Below are 20082 nucleotides of genomic sequence, written 5' to 3'. Positions count from 1 at the left end.
GGCGGTGGCCGCCGAGCTGGAGCGCTCGGCCGCCAGAGCGCAAGGTCGCGGCGGCATCGCGGCGGCAGCCGCGTTTTTGGAGCAGTCGGCCGGGCTCACCCCCGACCCGGCCCGACGAGGCGCGCGGGCGCTGGCCGCGGCGCAGACCAAACTGGATGCCGGGGCACCGGACACCGCCTTCCGACTGCTCGCGACCGCGGAGCTCGGGTCGCTCGACGAGCTCCAGCGCGCCCGGGCGGACCTGCTGCACGCCCGGATCGCGCTGGCCGTGAACCGCGGCCGCGACGCCCCGCCACTGCTGCTCACCGCGGCCAGACGTCTCGCACCGCTCGACGCCGCGTTGGCCCGTGAGACCTACCTCGATGCGCTGGACGCGGCGAACTTCGCCGGCCACCTCGGTGGCGGGGCACTCCAGGTGGCTGAGGCCGCCCGCGCCGCGCCACCCGCGCCGGGGCCGGCTCGGCCGGTCGACCTGCTGCTGGACGGTCTGGTGACACGGTTCACGCAAGGGTATGCCGCGGGTGTCCCCACGCTCCGGCGCGCCCTGGAGGCAGTGTCCCGGGCCGACGTCCGTGACGAGAACGACCTGCGCCGACTGGGGCTGGCGTGCCGCGTCGCTGGAGACCTGTGGGACGACCAGGCATGGCATGAGCTGGCCACCCGTGCGGCCCGGCTCGCCCGAGAGGCCGGTGCCCTCACCCTCCTTCCGCTGGCCGACGCCATCCTCGCCGGCGTCCAGATGTACGCCGGCGAGTTCGCCTCCGCCTCGGAACTCCTGGCCGAGGCGGAGGCCATCACCCAGGTGACCGGTAGCGCGCCCCTCAGCTACACCCGGCTGGTGCACGCCGCCTGGCGCGGCCGGGAAGACCGGGCGATGGAGCTGATCGATGCCGCGGTGCGGGAGGCGACCGCCAGGGGCGAGGGACGGGCTCTCCTCGTGGCGGACTACGCCACCGCGCTGCTGGACAACAGTGTGGGCCGCTACGAGGACGCGCTGGCCTGCGCTCGACGAGTGCCTGAGCATGACCAGCTCAATCTGTCCGGCTGGGCCCTGTTCGAGGTGGTCGAGGCAGGTGTCCGTGGCGGCCGGCCCGACCTTGCTGCCGATGCCCTGGGGCGACTGGGCGAACGCACGCGCGCCTGCGGCACGGAATGGGGCCTGGGCGTCGAGGCCTGTGCCCGAGCCCTGCTCAGCGACGGCCCAACCGCCGACGCCCTGTACCGGGAAGCCAGCGACCGGCTGGCCCGCACCCGAAGCGCCCTGCACCTGGCCCGCGCCCACCTGCTGTACGGCGAATGGCTGCGCCGGGAGAACCGGCGCCTGGACGCCCGCAAGGAGTTGCGCCGCGCCCACGAGATGTTCAGCCACATCGGCGCCGAGGCGTTCGCCGAGCGCGCCCGCCGCGAGCTGCACGCCACCGGCGAGACCGTAGGCAAACCCGCGGCCCGGCCGCTGGACGCGCTGACAGCCCAGGAGGCGCAGATCGCCCGGCTGGCACGCGACGGGCACACCAACGCGGAGATCGGCGCCCTCCTCTTCCTCAGCCCCCGCACCGTCGAGTGGCACCTGCGCAAGGTGTTCACCAAGCTCGGCATCGCTTCCCGACGGGAGATCCGCCAGGCACTGCCGGGCCCCGCACGGCCGGCCTCCCTCTGGTGACCCACCCGGGCCGGTGACCTGCCGCGGCGGCGGGCGCGTCTCCGCCCGGTGACAGTTCCCACCGCCGAGGGGCGTCTGTGCCCCGCGACCTCGCCGCCTCCCACGGGCCCCCTGGCCCCACCCCAGGGATGCGACCAGGGAGTTCCACGGGCGCAATCGGCACTTCGCCGCACAACAGTGGGTTCTGCCTCCGCTCCCGGATCGGCAAGCCGATCGCCAGGGCTCCAGCGCAAGAGGCGACACAGGGCTTGAGAGACCAGGAGCAGGTCATGACCACGTACCGGGCCTGGGAGGTCACAGGAAACCGGACCTTCCGCCTTGTCGACCGCGAAGTACGCGACCCCGAGCCGCATCAGGTACGGCTGCGCGTCCAGTACTGCGGAATCTGCCACACCGACGTACTTGCCGCCGAAGGCCTCCGCGCTCGGGCGGACCAGCCGGTCATTCCCGGGCACGAGATCGTCGGCGTGATAGATGCCGTGGGTCCAGGCATCACCGACTGGCACCGCGGCGAACGCGTCGGCGTCGGCTTCCTCGCCGGACACTGCGGCACCTGCGGCACCTGCCGCCGCGGGGACTTCGTCAGCTGCCGTAACCAGGACCAGACGGGCACCACCACGGACGGCGGCTACGCCGAGATCGCCTACGCCCGCACCAGCGGCCTGGTCCGTATCCCCCCGGGTCTCCAGCCGGCCGACGCCGCTGTGCTGCTGTGCGCCGGCCTGACCACCTTCACCGCGCTGCACCGAGCCGCCGCCAGACCCGGCGCCCTCGTCGCGGTGCAAGGCATCGGCGGGCTGGGACACCTCGCCGTCCAGTACGCACGCAGACGCGGCTACCGGGTGGCTGCCATCGCCCGCGGCCGCGAGAAGGAGGCCTTCGCCCGGTAACTCGGGGCCCACCACTACATCGACAGCACCGAGCAGGACATCGCCGACGCGCTGCAGGAGCTCGGCGGCGCCGCCGCCGTTCTCGCCACCGCCACCAGCGGCTCCTCCATGAGCGCCCTCGTCGCGGGACTGGCGCCGCGCGGCACACTCATGGTCCTCGGCGTGGCCCCCGACCCCGTCGAAGCGCAGACCACCGAGCTGATCCTGGGCTCCCGCACCATCCAGGGACACCTCACCGGGACCCCGGCCGAGAACGAGGACAACCTCGCGTTCAGCGCCGCCAACGGCATCCGCCCGCACATCGAGTTCTTCCCGCTCTCCGAAGCCCCACGGGCGTACGAGCACATGCTCGACGGCCGGGCTCGCTTCCGAGCTGTTCTCGACGCCGCTGACGCCTCGCCCGGTGAACCGCATCGCAGCGGCGACCGCCATCACGGCACTTCTCGCCATGGGCATCCGCATCCGCGACCCACCCACCATCCCCTCCCCGTTCCCTACCATTCGCTGGAACCGGAGTAAAACCATGCAACAGTTCGACTACATCGTCATCGGCGCAGGCAGCGCCGGTTGTGTCATCGCCGCGCGACTGTCCCAGGATCCGTGGAATCGGGTGCTGCTGCTGGAGGCCGGGGCGGCCAACGGCCCGGACAACATGGCTGTCCCGTCGGCGTGGCCGGAGCTGATCGGCAGCGAGGTCGACTGGGGCTACACCACCGTCCCGCAGTCGGCGGCCGATGGGACCCCCCGCCGCTACCCACGAGGCAAGGTCCTGGGCGGCTCCAGCAGCACCAACGGGATGGCCTTCATCCGAGGCCACCGCGCCGACTACGACGCGTGGGCGGCGATCGCTCCCGGTTGGGGCTACGGGGATCTGCTTCCGTTCTTCAAACGCAGCGAGACGACTGAGGGGCGCGATCCGGCATACCGGGGCACCGACGGCCCCATGCGGGTCGCACCGGCGAGAAGCGTCCACCCTCTGTCGTACGCCTTCTTCGACGCCACCGAACGTGCCGGATACCACCGGAGCAACGATCTCAACGGCTCCGACCAGGAAGGTGTCGGCTGGTGGGATCTCAACATCGTCGACGGCATCCGGCAGTCCGCTGCGGACGGATACCTGCGCCCCGCACTCCATCGCGCGAACCTCACCGTGCGAACGCACGCACTGGTTCACCGCCTCATCATGGCCGGTGACCGTTGTGCCGGAGTGGAGTACTCCGTCGGCGCCGAGGTACGGCGGGCCTACGCGGACGGCGAGACGATCCTGACCGCCGGTTCGATCGGGTCCGCCCAGCTGCTCCTGCTCTCCGGAATCGGTCCGGCCGAGCAACTGCGCGCCGTGGGGATCAACGTGGTCGCCGACCTGCCCGGTGTCGGCGCGAACCTGCAGGACCACCCGCTCGCCGGCGTCGTCTACAACGCAGCGCAGCCCGTTCCGCCAGGTCGTAACAGCCACGGCGAGCTCGTCGCGGCCGTCCGCACCACTTCGGACCTGGTCGCTCCCGACCTCCATGTGTTTCTCATCGACGTGCCGTACCACCCGCCGTCGCTGCAAGGACCGGCGAACGGGTACACCATCGTGTTCTCGGCGCTGCATCCACACAGCCGGGGCTCGGTCCGGCTGGCGAGCGCGGATCCCGCGACGGCGCCGCTGATCGACCCGAACTTCTACGGCGACGACCGCGACCTGGTCACGATGCTGACGGCGCTGGGCATGGCCCGTGAACTCGGCAGCTCGGCAGCGTTCGACCACTGGCGCGACAAGGAGGCGCTTCCCGGGCCCGCTGTGCACGTCAAGAGCGAGCTGCGCGACTATCTGCACCGTGACACCGACTCGTACCAGCACGCGGTAGGCACCTGCCGGTTCGGTACCGACCCCGATGCGGTCCTGGATGGCGAGCTTCACGTACACGGAATCGACGGACTGCGCGTCGCGGACGCCTCAGTGATGCCCACCATTCCCGGCGCCAACACTCACGCGACCGTGCTGGCCATCGCCGAACGGGCCGCCGCGCTGGTCGGCCGGTGAGGGCGCACTTGTTTTGGCCAGCCCAGCCCTCCGAAGGTGCAACGGGCGACTCTCCGCGAAAGACTCGTTCATGAAGTGTGAGTCCAGCACCCACACCGCGGGTCGGGTATCCAACCCGTGGACCGGATCACGCTGCCGGGTGGACGGGCAGGAGTACCAGCTCGGCGTGGACACCTGCACGAGCCTGCTGGACCCGCTGCCCGGACGCCTGGGCATCACCCGCCCGAAGAAAGGCTGCGGCCAAGGGCGGCGCGGCGCCAGTACCGTCCTACTCGACGGCCGCCACGCTCTGAGCTGTCTGGCTCTGGCGGTCACTTGTGAGGACCGGGAGATCGTCACGGAGGCTGGACTGGCCGGTCATGACGGCTTGCATCCCATGCAGCGCTCGTTCATCGAGTCCAATGCCTTGCACTGGGCTGCTGCACCCGGGCTCGATGAGCGGCAACCTGTGCAGCTGCGACGCCTATGCCAACGTCCGCCCAGCCATCAGAGAGGGTGGCGCGCCGTTGAAACCGTTCCGCCATCAGCATGCCTACGATGTCGAAGGCGGTGGTGATGCCGGCCCAAGCACCGCACGGGGTGTTCTTGGCCGGGGATACGAACCTTCCCGACCTGATCAGGCTCCCGCATACCGCTCCTCCGCCAACGCCGACATCGGCTCCCCCGAGACGTACTGGCTCCAGACGGAGGACCCGCACACCAACCCGATGGGAGCCACGGCATCGGTGAAGTCTGCATCGTCGGCGCAGCAGCCGCGATCGCCAACTCCGTGCACCACGCGACAGGCACAGCCGTCCGGGATCTGCCGATCTGCCTCGACAAGCTTTGCGTCAGCCGTCATCGACGCAGCCATATCCCACACTGCGGAGAGTCCGACATGAGCACATATCTGATCAACCATCTGCGCATCCCTGGCGACATCCCCAACGAGGAGGGCCTGTCGTACCTGGAGCAGGTCGAAGCCACCGTGGCACCCTACGGCGGCAAGTGGCTCGCCAACGGTGACGTCACGGTCGTGGAGGGCGCCTGGCCCGGCCTGATCGTCCTCATGGAATTCCCGGACCGCGCCGCCGCCGAACAGTGGTACAACTCCCCCGACTATCAGGGAATCCGCCCTCTGCGCACCAACAACTCGATTTCCGACATCGTGCTGATCGACAGCCTCCCCGCCGACTACACCGTCAAGGGCTTCGCCCAGCAGGTCCGCACAGCCGTCGAAGCAGCATCCGGCTCCTAGACCCGCAGGAGCCATTGCAATCCAGCCCACGTCAGCCACCGGACTCCGACGACGGGACGCAGACACCCGGCACGTCGTGCAGCGCGTTGATCTTGGACTCGCCGAGGGCATGACACGGCATGCAGTCCGGGTGCCAGGTGAGCGTCCCTCATCTCGGACTTGGTGCGCTGTCCTTCTGGTTCATCGACAGCATCGCGAGATTCGCTTGGTCCGAGAGCACGGCGCCCGCGCAACCCTATGGCGCACCTGGTCGCGATCCGCCCGGCATCATCTGGTCGCCGTCGATGGATGGTCGCACGATCACAGCGTCTTGACCTGGCCGCCGCCTATGGGGAACTCATCCCCGCGTCGGCGGCTTGCGCTGCCTCGGTGGTGTCCGCCGTCTACCCGGTCGTCCGGCGGACCAGGAGAAGATGACGTCCCTCCCCCGTGGCGCTCGCTGAGGCGGCGGACGGCTTCGGCGGTACGGGGATCGGCTGCCGGAGGGAAGTGGGTGACCGGATGCGCCTGGGATCCGATGACCGAGACGCCTGTGCCGTCGAGCCGCCCGGCCAGCGCCAGTGCCTGAGCGAGGCTGGCCAGGTTGGCGCGGCCGTACCAGTGGAAGCCGTAGCCCCCGGCGGCTCGACCGCGTCGAAGACGCGCTTCGCCACTCCGATCGCGCCCGAGGTGACGTTCACGATCCGGCTCGCAGTGCGGGGAGCAGCAGTTCGGTCAGGAGGTGGGGCGAGAGGTGATTGACGGCGAACGTTGCCTCGATCCCGTCGACGGAGTCCTGCCGGCTCGGGAACATCGCGCCGACGTTGTTGACCAGAATGGTCAGCGGACCGTCCGCGGTGAATCGACCGGCGAGGGCGCGGACTGCCGCGAGCGAGGCGAGGTCGGCGGGCAGGAACCTGGCCCAGTGCAACCGCGCGATTGCGTTGATGCGCTCACCGCACGGGCGCCCCGCTCGGCGTTGCATGGCGAACGCGTGCTGAGCCGCCACCTGCTTGAAATGATCAGCTTGTGGTGTCGGGGCTCCCCGGGCTGGGGTTGTTCGAGCGCTCTGACGCCGCAGGCGGCGGCCGACATGATGTCGGCCGCCGCCTGGCGGAAGGGATTCAGGTTCGTATGCGTGGAGTGGCGTGGCGTCAGCTGGTCGCGCTGCCCGAGACCCACTCGCTCCACGGCATGTTCCAGTCGCTGAGGCCGTTGCCCGGGGCCAGCATGGTCTTGTCCGCGGAGTTCTTGACGATCACGACGTCACCGATCATCGAGTGGTCGAAGAACCACGCCGCGGCCTGCCTGCCGTCGCCGCCGCCCCTGACGTCCTTCAGACCCACGCAGCCGTGACTGGTGTTGACCTTGCCGAAGACCGAGTCGGCACCCCAGTAGTTGCCGTGGATGAACGTGCCCGAGTCGGTCAGGCGCATGGCGTGCGGTACGGCCTTGATGTCGTACGAGGGCTTGCCGTCCTTCTCCGTGAGGCCGACGCTCGCACCGTTCATATGGATGTGGCTGAACTTCTCGGAGATCACCATCTGACCGTTGTACGTCGGGTGCTCGGGGCTGCCTGACGAGATCGGGATGGTCTTGATCGTCTTGCCGTCCCGTACGACGGTCATCTGCTTCGTCTTTGCGTCGACGGTGCTGATCTGGCTCCGGCCGATCTTGAACGTGACCGTCTTCTGGATGCCGTAGCGGCTGAGCGTGACAGTGACGGTCGAGCCGGGCTTCCAGTAGCTCTCGGGGCGGAAGTCCAGGCGGTGATCGTTGAACCAGTGACCGACGACCCGCTGGCCGCTGCTGGAACTGACCTGGATCTCCGACTCCACGACGGCCTTGTCGCTGATCGCCTTGTCGAAGGTGAACGTCACCGGCATGGCCACGCCGACGGTCGAGCCGTCCTCGGGAGAGAGGTGCCCGATGAAGTCGTTGGCCGGGGAGACCGTGGTGATCGTGGCGTTCCCGGTGACGGAGCGGCCCTTGGCGTCCTCGGCCTCTGCGGCGACCTGATACTTGGTGGCCCGCTCCAGCCGACCGGTCGTCTTCCAGGACGTGCCGTCCGCGGACAGGGTGCCCGGAATCTCGGCACCGGTCGCGACAGCGGTCATGGTCACTTTGGTGAGCTTGCCGTTACTTACGGTGACCTTGACGGGGTCGTTGATCCCGACGCTGTAGGCACCTTGCCCGGGCGTGATCTTTATTCGGGCGTCGGAAGCGTCCTGGGCGCCCGCCGGATCTGCCTGCGCCTGCGATTTCGGCTGATCCCCGGTGCCGTTGCCGCTGGTGGCAGCGTTGCTGGTACCGCCGAGGGCCGTGAGGGCGAGTACGCCGCCGAGTACGCCGGCCGTAGCCATCAGCCCGGTGTGTCGCTTACGTGCCGCGATCAAACGCTTCTCCCATGCCACTGGTCATTGAATCCCTGGAGCTGGTTACCGAAGGAAGGCAACCGTCCACAAAGAACTACCTTTACGCATTCATCATCCTTAAGGGGCAAATTGTGGCGAATTCCACGCGCAGCGAGAGCGTCGCCGAGGCTCTGCTCGACGGTCGGATGGCGCGTAGTCGATCTGCTCTCGCCGATCGGTGCAGGCCATGGCAGAGACGCTGCGATGGGCGTGTGGGCGCGGCAGGTGCCGCAGACGCCGCCTTTGCAGGCGAAGGGCAAGGCGGACCTGCGGCGCGGAGTCGAGGGGCGGAGGTGGTGGACCAGCCGTCCAGGACGACGGTCACCTCACTGACTGGACCGTCGGTGCTGGGCTCCTCGTGGCGGACGGTGTCGACGGGCTCGTCCCGGCGAAGAAGAGTTCCTGGTGGATCCGGTCGCCGGGCACGCCCAGCCGGCCAGCACCCGCTGGGCGTCGAGGACCACGCCGTGCGTGCCGCACAGCCGCCAGTGGTCGGCTTCGGAGACATCGACCAGGCCGTCGATGAGCACGGTCAACCGGAACCGGGCGGCGTCCAGGCGGCCGGTCGGCGGTTCGGTCTCGCGGGGCTCGCGGGACAGTACGTGCGCGAGCTGGAACCGTGCCGGGTACGACGCTCCCGCCGCGGTCATGACCAGCAGCAACACCGGCGCGGACATCGACTACGGGCCTCGCGGCCCGCAGCACCGCGAGAATGTCCAACTCAGGCCGGCGTGACCCCCGGACGCGAAACAGCGGCGGCTAGGAGACGAGGTCGCAGGGACAAGCATCGCCCTCGCGGCGGTGTTCAGGCCGTGAGGCCCTCGATCGCCACGGGCAGGTGCCGGGGGCCGCGCAGCACGGCGTTGGCACGGTACGGCGGCGGGTCCTCGAGCAGCCCGGAGAACTTGACCCGGCGGAAGAGTTCGGGCACCGCCAGATGGAGTTCTATGCGGGCGAGAGGGGCGCCGAAGCAGTAGTGGATGCCGGTGTAGAAACCCAGGTGCTCGTTGTCCTTGCGGTCGGGATCGAACCGGTCGGGGTCCTGGAAGCGCTTGGGGTCGCGGTTGGCCGCGGCCAGCATGAGCCAGACCGGTGAGCCCTTGGGGATCGTGGTGCCGGCGATGTCGATGTCGGCCAGGGCGGTGGTCCACGGGACGAACTGGACCGGGGGCTCGTAGCGCAGCACTTCCTCGATGAGCGGGACAGCCAGCTCCGGCTCCTTCTGGAACCGCTGGAGGAGGTCGGGGTGGCGCAGCAGGGTGAGGGTCGTGTTGCTGATGGCGTTGACGGTGGTCTCGTGGCCGGCGACCAGGAGCAGCACCGCGGTGGCCTCCAGGTCCGCCGGTGTCATGTCGGGGGCGAGCGCGCTGAGTATCCCGGGGCCGGGGTGGCGGCGTTTGGTCTCGATCAGATCGATCAGGTAGGCGCCCATGTCCTGGCGGGCCCGCTGTGCCTTTTCCGGGCCGCCGTCTTCGCCGGAGTGGGGATCGATGGACGACGCCAGGGCATCGGCCCAGACGTGGAAGCGCGGTTCGTCCTCGCGCGGCACGCCCAGGACCCTGCAGATGGCGGTGACGGGAAGGGGGTAGGAGAAGTCCTCGACGATGTCGACCTGGTCCTTGCCTTCGAAGGCGTCGAGCAGCTCGGTGACGGTCTTGGCCAGCTCTCCGCGCAGGCCGTCGAGGAATCTGGGGCTGTGCGGAGGACCGAACGGCCGGTTGATGGTGTCGCGCAGCCGGTCGTGCACAGGCGGATCGGTGAAGATGAAGCTGGGCGGCAGGCCGCTCTCCGGGGCCGGCTGCCCGGGGCGGGCGTAGCCGGCCGGACGGTTGCCCGTGTCGTTGCTCAGCCGCGGGTCGTTGGCCAGACTCCGCACCTCGTAGTAGGTGCTGACCAGGTAGGAGCCGTCGTCCTCCCGCCTGACCGGTGTCCCCCGCAGTTCCGCGTAGAGCGGGTACGGATCGGCCCGATTGGCGTAGTCGGTGATCTGCGCGACGAGGGTGCCGGACGTCATGGTGTCTCCTCGGGGCTCCGGGCGGTACAGGGCCGGTGATCAGGCATGCGCCGGAACGAACGCGACACGCCGCTCGCTCGGCGAGTGACCCGTCAGCGTGACCGTGGCCCCATGGGTGGGCAGATGGGGGTCGGGGAAGGCCGGGTCGATCGGATGCAGCGTCTCGGTGCGGCGGTCCACCGTGCGGTACTCCGGCGGGAACGGCGCGCCGGCCGCGATCTGCTGCTCGTAGAACCCCAGCCACTTGGCTCCGTCGAAGGACGCCGCGGCGATGACGCGGCCCCGGTAGCCGTACACCGCGACGAACCGCTCCTCGGCGAGCGCCCCCTGGGCGACGACCAGTTGGTCGCCGAGCGAGGGAACACCCACCGACTTGATGTTGACACCGAACTGGGAGGACCAGAACATCGGCAGCCACAGGTGCGGACGGCGATCCGGACCCGCGCAGATCATGTTGTGGGCGGCGATCTCGGCCTGTTCGACCGCGTTGCCCCAGTGCTCCAGCGCCAGGAACTGGTAGTCGAAGAGCGGGTGGGGGCTGCGGGCGACGTCACCGGCGGCGTAGATGTCGTCGGTGACGATGCCGTTGACGTCGAACACCCGGCACCCGGCGTCGCACGCGATCCCCCGGGGACCCGCGGCCACCCCCGAGCCGGCGAGCCATTCCGTGTTCCTCATGGCACCGAGCGAGACGACCGCCACGTCCACGTCGATGGCCGAACCGTCGGACAGATGGGCGCGCCTGAGTCGTCCCACCTCGTCGCCCTCGAGGGCAGTGACGCTGATGCCGCAGCGCAGGTCGACTCCCTTCTTGCGCTGCAGCCGGTCCGCGACCGCGCCGATCACTCCGCCGAGCGCGCCCACCAGCGGTGCCGGGCCGCGTTCGGCGACGGTGACATCGAGGCCCAACTCCCGGCAGGCGGAGGCGACCTCGGAGCCCGTGAAACCGGCGCCGATCACCAGCACTCGGGACACGGCCCCGGCCAGCTTCCGGTGCAGGCGTGCGGAGTCGTCGCGGGTACGCAGCACGAACACCCCGTCCAGCGCTGCCTCTTCGGGGTGGAACCAGGGGCGCGCCCTGGTCCCGGTGGCGATCAGCAGGCGGTCGTAGGGGACGGTGTCGCCGTTCGCCAGGCGCACCAGCTTGGCGTCCCGGTCCAGGCCCGCGGCGGCGACGCCCAGACGCCATTCGGCGTCGATGTCCCGCCGCCGCGGCAGCGCGGTGTCCTCGGGCCGTGCCCGCCCGAGCAGCGCCTGCTTGGACAGCGGCGGCCGGTCGTAGGGCTCGTAAGGCTCGTCACCGATCATGGTCAGAGACCCGGTGAAGCCCTGGTCGCGCAACGTCTCCGCCGCGCGCAGACCGGCCAGCGAGGCACCGACGACCACGATTCGGCCCTGGCGCCGCAGGACCTCTACGTCCGTGTCAGCCGACATGGGGCTTCACACCCTTCGTCGGCTCGTCGGAGTAGTCGACGAGGATGGCCTGGACCGGACAGGCGGCAGCGGCCTTCTCCACCCGGTCCTGTTGTGCCTCGTCGAAGCGAGGGGAGAAAAGCAGCGCTTCTCCCCCGTGCAGGGAGAAGACGTCCGGGGCGAGGAAGACGCACTGCGCGAAACCCTGGCATCGGTTGAGATCGACGACAAGCCTCATCTGAACCCGCTCCCTGCGCGGGCCGCGGTCCCGCAGGCTCCGCAGCCGTCTGCGCTCGGTCCATACGGTGGTCGGCATGCCTCTCCCTCAGGATGGGCCTCTCCGCATGGCGCTCGCAACGCGACGGCGCCGGGCAGACCGATGCGCCCCCCCACCCGGCCAACCGCCAGGGAGACGAGGCGCTGCCGGTGGCCTGAACGTCGGACGGGCGTGGGCCCCGTTGACGTAGACCTTCGCGACCACCACCCCGGGCCCAGGCGGGAGTTCCCGGTGGCAGGTGGGCTTGGCGGGTCCGGGCAGGCCGGCATCTCAATGGGGCGGTCCGGCAGGAACTCCGGACCGGCGCGGAGTGATGTTCGTCGTGACAAACCTATGGCCGCTGTCGGGGGCGGGCTGTGGCTGGGGGCGGGAGAGTCTGCTCGGCCCAGACGGTCTTGCCGTGAACTGCAGGCCGTCGTCGGTCAGGGCCAGCGGTGACGACCGGACTCCCGGCCCAGTGACGCCCCCCAGATCATGGTCAACAGGGGGGCCAATCACGCCGGGCCGGAGGCCAGGAACCTCGTTGGGGGGCCACGAAGAAGGTAATGAGGGGAATCTGCAGGCAGGCCTCCACTTGATGCCCTCGGAACAACGGAACCGGATCGCGTCGAGGATCGCCCACCGCGGGCGGGCCTCCAGCCTCACCAGCATTGCTGCCCTGCCGAATGACGTAGCAGTGCGGAAACCTGTCGGCGTGCGCGGTCACGGCGCCGGCCGGCGGACGGAGGTCGTGGATCCCATGAACTGGACCGTGCGGCGTCGGCTGGCCGTGCGGGCCAGGGTCGCCATCGCGCGGTTGAGGCGGCCGGAGATGACGCTCGGCGGTGGTGTGCGGCGGTCGAGCGTCCGCAGCGCCGTGGCAACGACGTCCTCCGGGGACTGGCGCCTGCTGCCGCCGTCGGCCGCATCCGTGCCCACGACGTCGAAGAACTCGGTGCTGGTCGCACCGGGCGACAGCGCGAGTACGCGCAGCCCGGTGCCGCGGGATTCGTGCCACAGGGCCTCAGTGAAGCTCAGTACGAACGCCTTGGCCGCCGCGTAGACGGCCATGTTCGGGATGGGGAAGTACGCGGCCATGCTTGCGACGTTGACCAGCACCCCGGTGCCGGCGGTCCGCAGCGGCTCGATGAATGCCCGGCTGATGTCGACGACGGCCGCGATGTCGACGCTGATCTCGTGGCCGAGCCGCTTGGGGTCCTCGGTGTGGAAGGGGCCGAAGGTACCGAATCCGGCGTTGTTCACGACGCTGGTCACCTCCAGGCCCCGGCGCACCACCTCCTCGGCGAGGGTCTGCCCCGCGGCGGGCAGGCTCAGGTCGAGCGGGATGACTGCGGCCCGTACGCCATGAGCCGCAGTGAGTTCGGCGGCCAGCTTCTCCAGCCGTTCCGCGCGGCGGGCAACGAGGATGACGTCTGAGCCGCGGGCGGCCATCTGCCGGGCGAACTCGGCGCCGATGCCGGCGCTGGCGCCGGTGATGAGGGTGGTCTGGCCGTGGTAGTCGACGGTGCTCATGGGCTGCTCCCGGGAAGCGGTGGACACTCTCGGCGGTGACACTGACTGGCACTGTACGCCAAATCTGTCACACAGTGCCAGACTGGTACTGGGTGCAGCGCGCGGTAGGCTACGGAGTCATGGACCATCGCGCGGGCAATCCGGCGGGGCTGCGGGAGCGCACCCGGCGAGCTGTACAGGCCGAGATCGTCTCCACTGCGATGCGGCTGTTCCTCGAGCACGGATTCGAGGCCACCACCATGGAGCAGATCGCGAACGAGATCGGCATCTCGCGACGCTCGCTGTTCCGCTACTTCGGCTCCAAAGAGGACATCGTGCTCGGCGACCACGCCGAGCACGGCGAGGCCCTGCGGACCGCACTGGAAGCGCGTCCGCCTGGCGAACCGCCCTGGGAAGCTCTCCGAGCGGCCCTCAAGGCGCTCTACGACTCGCTCCCTTACTCACCTGAGGACTTTCTCAAGATCACCAGCATGCTGCACGCCTCGCCCTCCCTGCGGGCGCACCAGTGGGAGAAGCGCCAGCAGTGGACGGACCTGCTCGTCCCGGACATCGTGCGGCGCCTGGGCGCAACCAGGGACCCGATGAGCGAGCTGCGGGCCCGCGCGCTCGCCGCCTGCGCCCTGGCCTGCTTGGAGGCCGCAACGGACGCCTGGGTGCGCAGCGGCGGCACGATCGACATGGAGTGGGCTTTCGACGAGGCGGTCGCCGCAGCCCGCGGATGAGCAGGCCGTCAGACTCAGTCGCGGGAGGTTGCCGTCCCCGATCAGCGGGTTCGTGGCGCCCTCGTTCGCGGCGACCACCACGCGGCCGGCGCCGTGTGCGTCGACGCGGGCGACCATGTGGTCGAAGTGCCGGACGCCGGCGCGCTGTTCACCAGGCAGTGCGCGTCATGGTTCCCTGTCGCGGCGAGCTCGGCCCGCAGGCGCTTGCCGAAGTGCGGCCGGGCAGGACTGGATCGAGCCGGGCGTCGAATGCCGGTGCATCAGGACTTGCCGCAGGTTTCCCGGTGGTACCCCGTGCTACCTGCGGGCACGAGGTCCAGGTCCCGCCGGACCATGCTGATCTTGTCGCCCCAGCCCCGGCACGCCTTCTTCGTGCCCTTCTCGGTGTACTCGATCTGAGCACCGATGCGATGCCCCCGCTCAGCGCCTCGCTTTCGATGGCGGAGGCATTGCCGCCGGCGCAGACCACGGCGATGCGCCGTCCGGTGAAGTCCTGCGGCCTGGTCAGTACGGAAGCCAAGCCGGCGAGTACCAGACACACGACGAGGGTGTGCGCGTGGCCTGCGTCGACACGGCAACCGAGCTGTGGGCCGGACACGATGGACGACGCGGCCTGGCAGACCTCTACGATCAGTGCCTCGCGGCCTTGCGGACCGCGGCTGAGGGGCACACGCGGACCGGTGCGGGGCATCCTACCCGGCGCCCCCGAAGGTAGTCGCGGAGGTGAACCCACTGGTGTTGGGGGTGTCTTTGTGCTGAGGGCTGATGAGTTCATGGCCCTCATGCCTGTGTGGGGCGATACGGAAGAGAAGGGAACGTTCGGCCCGGTGAACCTTCTGCGCCCGGCCCGCGTCTTCCCGCGCGACCGCCACCACACGCCCAGGAGAACAGACCATGGCCGACAAGGACGTTGAGCAGACCGACGAGCGGGGACACGACCCGGGGCCCTGGTGGGCGGGCTTCGGGACCTGGGGGGCTGTGGCACTGATCGCCTTCGGGGGTCTCGCGGCAGCGTGGGTCTTTTTCCGGCTGCCCGGCACCCCAGAGGAGCTGGCGTCCGGCTACTACCAGGCCGCCAGGGTCATCGCCCTCGGCCTGGTGATCGCTGGAGGCACTTTGCTGAGCCGCCGTCGCGCCCGGACCGCAGCCACCGAGGAGACGTGAGGAGACGAAGAAGCCGGAACGCACCTGACGCCGTCGGCCGGTGACCAACGTTCAGACCGCGGCGACTTCCTGAATCCCGCATAACCTCGCAATTTACTTGCCGAACTCGCAGAATCCGCCAGCAATTCGGAGAACTTGGCACGTACGGGCAACAGGTATCGAGAGGGCTCTCACCTCCTCCCTTGCCCTGTTCTCTGCACCACGACCGCCGACGAGCCCGCGTGAACTCCACATTTGTTTGGTGCCGTGCGCGTTCCGGCTCAAGCAACCATCGCGCTCGCCGGTCGGTCTTGCCAGATGCCGGGGTCGGGGCAGTGTCCTTGCCGGGCGCCGGCATATGGGCAGAAGGCGATGTGCCGAGTGACCGAGTGAGGGTGGAGATGACAAATCTGAACACCGTGGTGACGTGGGTTGACGCACGCGAGAGGCTGCCTCGGAGCGGTACACCGGTGGCAGCAGCGATCACGGGCCGGTATCCGGCTGACAACGCCACCGAGCCCGAGGCCGATACGGCGGTGGGTGAGGACTTTTGGCTGGTGAGGCCGATGGTCTTCGTGACTCTGCACTGGAGTGAGGACGGGGCGGAGCACAGGGATTGCTTCGTCGACTCCGACGGGGTTGTCCGTTTGCCTTACGGCCTTTCCAGTGAAGAGACCGTGACTCACTGGGCTGAGCTGCCCACCCTTCCAGGCGGCATGACGCACCTGGTTCTTGGGGAAGGCGTGCAGTCGGCTGTCCAGAACGCGTGGGGCACTCGTCCCTGCACCTGACCCACGGCGCGCTCAGACACTTTGCGCGAGTGCCTCGCTCTCCCGATGGGCCCGCGCCGTGGCCATCAGGATGTCCAATGCGGCCCGCGTCCGCACGAGTTCGTTGATGTGCTCGGAGAGCCGATTGCGCTCCTGCGCCATCCGTTCAAGAGCGGCATCGGAGTTGCCCTCGCTGGGCGTGTCAACGCAGGGCAGCAACTCGGCAATCGTACGACTGGACAGGCCCGCCGCATACAGGCGCTGGATGAATCGCACCCGCTCCACCTCGGCCTCCGTGTAATGCCGCTGCCCACTGGCGCTACGACTGCTGGTCAGCAGCCCCTGCTCCTCGTAGTAGCGCAGCGACCGGACGCTGACGTCGGTACGCGCCGCGAGCTCGCCGATCCGCACGACTGCCTCCTGTGGTGAACCACGCCACATCGCTTGCCTCTGACATCAATGTCAGGTTTTAGCGTAGCGCTGTGCCCGGCATCCGGGCACGCGATACGTACGGAGGAGCCCGACGTGACGACGTTGTTCAGCAGCTACCGACTCGGCGACCTGACCCTGCCCAACCGGATGGTGATGGCCCCGATGACCCGCGCCAGGGCCACGACCAGCGGCCTCGCCACACCGTCCATGGCCACGTACTACGCGCAACGCGCGACGGCCGGACTGATCGTGTCCGAGGGCGTGCAGCCCAGCCTCATCGGGCAGTCCAACCCAGGCACGCCCGGACTGCACACCGATGAGCAGGCCGCCTCGTGGCGTGCCGTGACCGACGCCGTACACGTCAACGGCGGACGGATCTTCGCCCAGCTCATGCACGGCGGCCGGGTCTCGCACCCCGACACGACCGGCCACCAGCCCGTCGGACCCTCGGCGATCGCCGCAGTGGGCGACGTCTTCACCCCGACCGGCCCGCAGCCCGCGCCCATGCCCCTCGAACTGGACACCGCCGAGGTGCCCCAGCACGCCCACGCGTACGCCGAGGCGGCTCGCCGCGCGATCGACGCGGGCTTCGACGGAGTCGAACTCCACGGTGCCAACGGCTACTTGATCTCCCAGTTCCTCTCCTCCAACGCCAACCGGCGCACGGACCGCTACGGCGGCACGATCGCGGGCCGGATCCGGTTCGCCGTAGAGACCGTGGCCGCGACGGTGGACGCGATCGGCGCGGCCAGGACGGGCATCCGCCTCTCCCCCGGTGGCGGCTTCTGGGGCGTCGAGGAGACCGACGCGCTCGCCCTCAACACCGCGCTGCTGACGGAACTGGACCGGCTCCAACTCGCCTACGTCCACCTGGAGGTGACCACGGACGAGGAGGTGCTGATCGGCCTGCGCCGCACCTGGCCCAGCACCCTGATCGTCAATCCGGTCCTCCCGATGGGCCCCAAGCAGACCGGCCGCGCGGAAGCCGACCACTGGCTGGGCCTGGGCGCTGACCTGATCAGCTTCGGTCGCGGCTTCCTGGCCAACCCCGACCTCGTAGAACGCCTCCGCACCGGCCTGCCGATCGCCCCCGTCGACGAGACCACGTACTACCAGGGCGGCGACACCGGCTACCTCACCTATCCGGCCTATCAGCACACGGCCTGACGCCCGCGCGGGCGGGCCGACAGAGACGGCCCAGTCAGCCGTGCGCCCCCAGTCGCTCGTCGGCGTCCTCGACGAGGCCGACCAGACGCTGGACCGCGCGGTCCCCTTCCTGACCCAGCACCTCCGCACGCCAGACACAGCGACCGCCCTGGCGGGATGAAGCCGCTCGACGGCTACGGCTTCCATCCGCAGTTCCGTTGGCTCGGCGCCGATCATGCGGAAGAACCTGCCCAGAAGACGAACTCGTTTGCCGATTCAGCAAGCTCGGCCCCTGGCGGAGACACCCACACGGTCGTATGTCGCTGTCGCAGCAGGTCGGGGTGGTGGGCCTGCCACCAGCCGGTGGCTTCCGGCTCGCGGACGTGTCGGTGCTGTCGCTGGACGTGAGCCACGAGGCGATACGCATCGAAGTGGGTAGTACGGCGGCCGGGGCGGCATGCCCGGACTGTGGGAGCGAGTCGACCCGGGTGCACAGCTCTTACCTGCGGTTTCCTGCGGACGTGCCGAGTGGGGGACGTCTGGTGGTCCTCCAACTGCGAGTCCGGTGGTTCTTCTGCCCGGAGTCTTCGTGCGCTCGGCGGACGTTCGCTGAGCAGATGCCGGGACTGCCCCGGCGGCACAGCAGGTGGACGGAACAGTTGCGGTCGACTCTCACCGCGGTGGGTCTCGCCCTCGCCGGCCGGGCTGGCGCCCGGATGGCAGGGGGCTTCGGGGTGTCCATCAGCCGCAGCGCGGTGCTGCGGATGCTCGATGCATTGCCCGAACCCGAAGTCCCGGCCCCGCGGGTGGTCGGTGTTGATGAGTACGCCACGCGCAAAGTACGACGGGTCTACGGCACGGTGCTCGTCGACGTCGAGACCCGTCGGCCGGGGGATTTGCTGCCTGACCGGGAGGCGTCCAGCCTGGCCGCATGGCTGGCGAAGCGACCCGGAATCGAGATCGTCTGCCGGGACCGCGCACCGGTTCTTCGCAGAGGGCGCCACAGGCGGCGCAGGTCGCCGACCGCTGGCACTTGTGGCACAACCTCGGCCAGGCCGCTGAGCGGGCTGTCGCCGGCCACCGCCAGTGCCTTCGCGTCCTGGTCCCCGATCGCGAGGAGAAGGCCGCCCAACCGACGCTGCCCGAGAAGAAGGCGGACTCCCCATGGCGGAGCGAGCGATTCGCCAACCGCGTCCGAACCAGGCACGCCACGGTCCACGCGCTGCTGGAAGCCAGCCACAGCCGCCGTTCCATCGCGCGTCAGCTCCAGATCACCCACCGCACCGTCAAGAGCCAAGCCGACGCTGCGAAGCCGGAAGACCTCTTTCGCGGCCAGTGGCAGTACAACAGGACCTCCGTCCTCGACAAGTACAAGACCTACCTGGACGAGCGTTGGGGCGAGGGCTGCACCAACGCCTGGAAGCTCTGGGAGGAAATCGTTCCCTTGGGCTATCGAGGCAGCTACGGCCGGGTCAGCGCCTACCTGCGAGAGAAACGCACCTCGCCACGGCCGGTCACCGCGCAGCCGCCGGCACCGCGCGTGGTCACGAGATGGATCCTCAGCCGACCCTCCCGCAGCGGCTCGACGCCGTCCGCCAGGACGACCTTCCCAGCCTCCACACTCTCGCAGCCGGCATCGATCGAGACCGCGATGCGGTCATCGCCGGCCTGACCCTGCCCTGGAACTCCGGCGTCGTCGAAGGACACGTCAACCGCATCAAGATGCTCAAGCGCCAGATGTTCGGCCGAGCCGGATTCAGCCTGCTACGCAAGCGCGTATTGCTGGCCACCTGATCGACTGCCTGACTCTCGATGATAGGAATCCTTCACGGAACGGTGACGAGGGGGCGAGGCACAACATGGACGCAGTAGTAGCGATCAGCTTGATGCGCATGGCCGCTGCAGACCTGTCGATGGCGCCCTGGCAGCGCCCCTCGGACACCTATCTGGTCCAGCTGGGAATTGACGCCCTGGTGGCTGGCGTTGAGGCTCCCTCGCTTCCCCTGCTTGCTGGGCTCGCGCGCGGTGAGCACCCCCAGGCCCGCGAGATGTTCGATCTTGTGCTGGAAGAATTGGGTCTACTGCCACTGACCTCGGAAGATCTGGCCAAGGCGCGATGGACCGCGGCCCGTTGGTGGGCGACCCAGATTGTGGCGCGCCAGCTCGATCCCATACACGGAGCCAAACTGATCCATGAGGAAGCCGCAGCCGAACTCGACTACCCCGACGCGCTGCAACCCATTGTCGATCTGGCGAGAAGAATCGACCTGCTGAACGACCAGCCTCTGGAACAGCAGCACTTTGACGAGGTCACCTCCGCAGCGCGAGACCTTCTTGCCGCAGACGCGTACCGAAACAGCAGCCTTTGAACGGCGTCGCATGACCCACTGTGACCGGTTCACGGAAAGCGAGCCAGAACCCGGGACGGGGCTGCACTGAGCTGG

At 69.2% G+C, this 20082-nt stretch carries 17 protein-coding genes and 3 pseudogenes; 12 read left to right on the top strand and 8 right to left on the bottom strand.

All coding sequences use genetic code 11. The features are described 5' to 3' along the window. The 5 genes and pseudogenes from BEK98_RS45195 to BEK98_RS45175 all read left to right on the top strand — a co-directional run. A partial coding sequence (locus BEK98_RS45195; protein ID WP_244202269.1) for a LuxR family transcriptional regulator occupies window positions 1-1660 on the top strand: 1660 nt, incomplete at its 5' end. Between the two features lie 269 nt (window positions 1661-1929). Further along, window positions 1930-2550 (top strand): alcohol dehydrogenase catalytic domain-containing protein, encoded by a 621-nt coding sequence (locus BEK98_RS50585; protein WP_244202268.1) that lies wholly within the window; start codon window positions 1930-1932, stop codon window positions 2548-2550. A 12-nt stretch (window positions 2551-2562) separates the two neighbouring features. Further along, a pseudogene (locus BEK98_RS50580) lies at window positions 2563-3069 on the top strand (zinc-binding dehydrogenase); the annotation flags it as partial. Between the two features lie 4 nt (window positions 3070-3073). Beyond that, complete coding sequence (locus BEK98_RS45185; protein WP_094222655.1) at window positions 3074-4579, top strand: GMC family oxidoreductase; 1506 nt, start codon at window positions 3074-3076, stop codon at window positions 4577-4579. A gap of 877 nt (window positions 4580-5456) precedes the next feature. Continuing rightward, window positions 5457-5816 carry a DUF1330 domain-containing protein gene (locus BEK98_RS45175; RefSeq protein ID WP_094222654.1) on the top strand — a complete coding sequence of 120 codons (360 nt, stop codon included), beginning with the start codon at window positions 5457-5459 and terminating at the stop codon, window positions 5814-5816. Window positions 5817-6492: 676 nt separating this feature from the next. On the opposite strand, the gene BEK98_RS50575 is transcribed toward BEK98_RS45175, so the two are convergent. The 7 genes and pseudogenes from BEK98_RS50575 to BEK98_RS45140 form a co-directional block, all read right to left on the bottom strand. Next, entirely contained in the window at window positions 6493-6726 is a 234-nt protein-coding gene (locus BEK98_RS50575; protein WP_244202267.1) for a Rossmann-fold NAD(P)-binding domain-containing protein, read from the bottom strand. A 223-nt stretch (window positions 6727-6949) separates the two neighbouring features. Beyond that, window positions 6950-8158 (bottom strand): L,D-transpeptidase, encoded by a 1209-nt coding sequence (locus BEK98_RS45165; protein WP_094222653.1) that lies wholly within the window; start codon window positions 8156-8158, stop codon window positions 6950-6952. A gap of 266 nt (window positions 8159-8424) precedes the next feature. Continuing rightward, window positions 8425-8838, bottom strand: a pseudogene (locus BEK98_RS45160) (1,2-phenylacetyl-CoA epoxidase subunit PaaE); the annotation flags it as partial. A gap of 176 nt (window positions 8839-9014) precedes the next feature. Further along, a complete protein-coding gene (locus BEK98_RS45155; protein WP_094222652.1) occupies window positions 9015-10223 on the bottom strand; it encodes a cytochrome P450 in 1209 nt (402 codons plus the stop codon). Between the two features lie 39 nt (window positions 10224-10262). After that, on the bottom strand, window positions 10263-11657 hold the full coding sequence (locus BEK98_RS45150; protein WP_094222651.1) for an NAD(P)/FAD-dependent oxidoreductase: 1395 nt from the start codon (window positions 11655-11657) through the stop codon (window positions 10263-10265). Next, a complete protein-coding gene (locus tag BEK98_RS45145) occupies window positions 11647-11874 on the bottom strand; it encodes a ferredoxin (RefSeq protein ID WP_094222657.1) in 228 nt (75 codons plus the stop codon). Before BEK98_RS45145 ends, BEK98_RS45150 begins: the two co-directional genes overlap by 11 nt. A gap of 741 nt (window positions 11875-12615) precedes the next feature. Beyond that, window positions 12616-13425, bottom strand: coding sequence for an SDR family NAD(P)-dependent oxidoreductase (locus tag BEK98_RS45140; RefSeq protein ID WP_094222650.1), 810 nt, complete (start codon window positions 13423-13425; stop codon window positions 12616-12618). Between the two features lie 119 nt (window positions 13426-13544). On the opposite strand from BEK98_RS45140, the gene BEK98_RS45135 reads away from it, so the two are divergent. The 3 genes from BEK98_RS45135 to BEK98_RS45125 all read left to right on the top strand — a co-directional run bounded on the left by BEK98_RS45135 (window position 13545) and on the right by BEK98_RS45125 (window position 16081). Beyond that, complete coding sequence (locus BEK98_RS45135; protein WP_094222649.1) at window positions 13545-14147, top strand: TetR/AcrR family transcriptional regulator; 603 nt, start codon at window positions 13545-13547, stop codon at window positions 14145-14147. A gap of 894 nt (window positions 14148-15041) precedes the next feature. After that, window positions 15042-15311, top strand: coding sequence for a hypothetical protein (locus BEK98_RS45130; RefSeq protein ID WP_094222648.1), 270 nt, complete (start codon window positions 15042-15044; stop codon window positions 15309-15311). A gap of 380 nt (window positions 15312-15691) precedes the next feature. Then, window positions 15692-16081 carry an AQJ64_40280 family protein gene (locus tag BEK98_RS45125; protein WP_094222656.1) on the top strand — a complete coding sequence of 130 codons (390 nt, stop codon included), beginning with the start codon at window positions 15692-15694 and terminating at the stop codon, window positions 16079-16081. Between the two features lie 12 nt (window positions 16082-16093). Here BEK98_RS45125 and BEK98_RS45120 read toward each other — a convergent pair whose 3' ends face one another. Then, window positions 16094-16471: a MerR family transcriptional regulator gene (locus BEK98_RS45120; protein WP_094222647.1), complete on the bottom strand. Its 378-nt coding sequence runs from the start codon at window positions 16469-16471 to the stop codon at window positions 16094-16096. A gap of 114 nt (window positions 16472-16585) precedes the next feature. On the opposite strand from BEK98_RS45120, the gene BEK98_RS45115 reads away from it, so the two are divergent. The 4 genes and pseudogenes from BEK98_RS45115 (at window position 16586) to BEK98_RS45105 (ending at window position 20007) form a co-directional block, all read left to right on the top strand. Beyond that, on the top strand, window positions 16586-17659 hold the full coding sequence (locus tag BEK98_RS45115) for an alkene reductase (RefSeq protein WP_094222646.1): 1074 nt from the start codon (window positions 16586-16588) through the stop codon (window positions 17657-17659). A 296-nt stretch (window positions 17660-17955) separates the two neighbouring features. After that, a pseudogene (locus tag BEK98_RS49695) lies at window positions 17956-18171 on the top strand (hypothetical protein); the annotation flags it as partial. Between the two features lie 398 nt (window positions 18172-18569). Continuing rightward, window positions 18570-19310 carry a hypothetical protein gene (locus BEK98_RS51195; RefSeq protein ID WP_341869052.1) on the top strand — a complete coding sequence of 247 codons (741 nt, stop codon included), beginning with the start codon at window positions 18570-18572 and terminating at the stop codon, window positions 19308-19310. A gap of 220 nt (window positions 19311-19530) precedes the next feature. Then, window positions 19531-20007 carry a hypothetical protein gene (locus BEK98_RS45105; protein WP_143684255.1) on the top strand — a complete coding sequence of 159 codons (477 nt, stop codon included), beginning with the start codon at window positions 19531-19533 and terminating at the stop codon, window positions 20005-20007. The last annotated feature ends 75 nt before the right edge of the window (window positions 20008-20082 follow it).

The organism is Streptomyces diastatochromogenes, assembly GCF_002242805.1.
Lineage (GTDB): Bacteria > Actinomycetota > Actinomycetes > Streptomycetales > Streptomycetaceae > Streptomyces > Streptomyces diastatochromogenes.
The sequence above is the reverse complement of the archived record's forward strand: the minus strand, read 5'-3'. Positions and strand labels throughout refer to the sequence as shown.

Coding starts and splice junctions, on each gene's coding strand:
- BEK98_RS45105 (WP_143684255.1), top strand. CDS start 19,531: ATGGCCGCTGCAGACCTGTCGATGGCGCCCTGGCAGCGCCCCTCGGAC.
- BEK98_RS45165 (WP_094222653.1), bottom strand. CDS start 8,158: ATGGCTACGGCCGGCGTACTCGGCGGCGTACTCGCCCTCACGGCCCTC.
- BEK98_RS45140 (WP_094222650.1), bottom strand. CDS start 13,425: ATGAGCACCGTCGACTACCACGGCCAGACCACCCTCATCACCGGCGCC.
- BEK98_RS45185 (WP_094222655.1), top strand. CDS start 3,074: ATGCAACAGTTCGACTACATCGTCATCGGCGCAGGCAGCGCCGGTTGT.
- BEK98_RS45130 (WP_094222648.1), top strand. CDS start 15,042: ATGGCCGACAAGGACGTTGAGCAGACCGACGAGCGGGGACACGACCCG.
- BEK98_RS45155 (WP_094222652.1), bottom strand. CDS start 10,223: ATGACGTCCGGCACCCTCGTCGCGCAGATCACCGACTACGCCAATCGG.
- BEK98_RS50585 (WP_244202268.1), top strand. CDS start 1,930: ATGACCACGTACCGGGCCTGGGAGGTCACAGGAAACCGGACCTTCCGC.
- BEK98_RS45135 (WP_094222649.1), top strand. CDS start 13,545: ATGGACCATCGCGCGGGCAATCCGGCGGGGCTGCGGGAGCGCACCCGG.
- BEK98_RS45150 (WP_094222651.1), bottom strand. CDS start 11,657: ATGTCGGCTGACACGGACGTAGAGGTCCTGCGGCGCCAGGGCCGAATC.
- BEK98_RS45175 (WP_094222654.1), top strand. CDS start 5,457: ATGAGCACATATCTGATCAACCATCTGCGCATCCCTGGCGACATCCCC.
- BEK98_RS45145 (WP_094222657.1), bottom strand. CDS start 11,874: ATGAGGCTTGTCGTCGATCTCAACCGATGCCAGGGTTTCGCGCAGTGC.
- BEK98_RS45125 (WP_094222656.1), top strand. CDS start 15,692: ATGACAAATCTGAACACCGTGGTGACGTGGGTTGACGCACGCGAGAGG.
- BEK98_RS51195 (WP_341869052.1), top strand. CDS start 18,570: ATGGCTGGCGAAGCGACCCGGAATCGAGATCGTCTGCCGGGACCGCGC.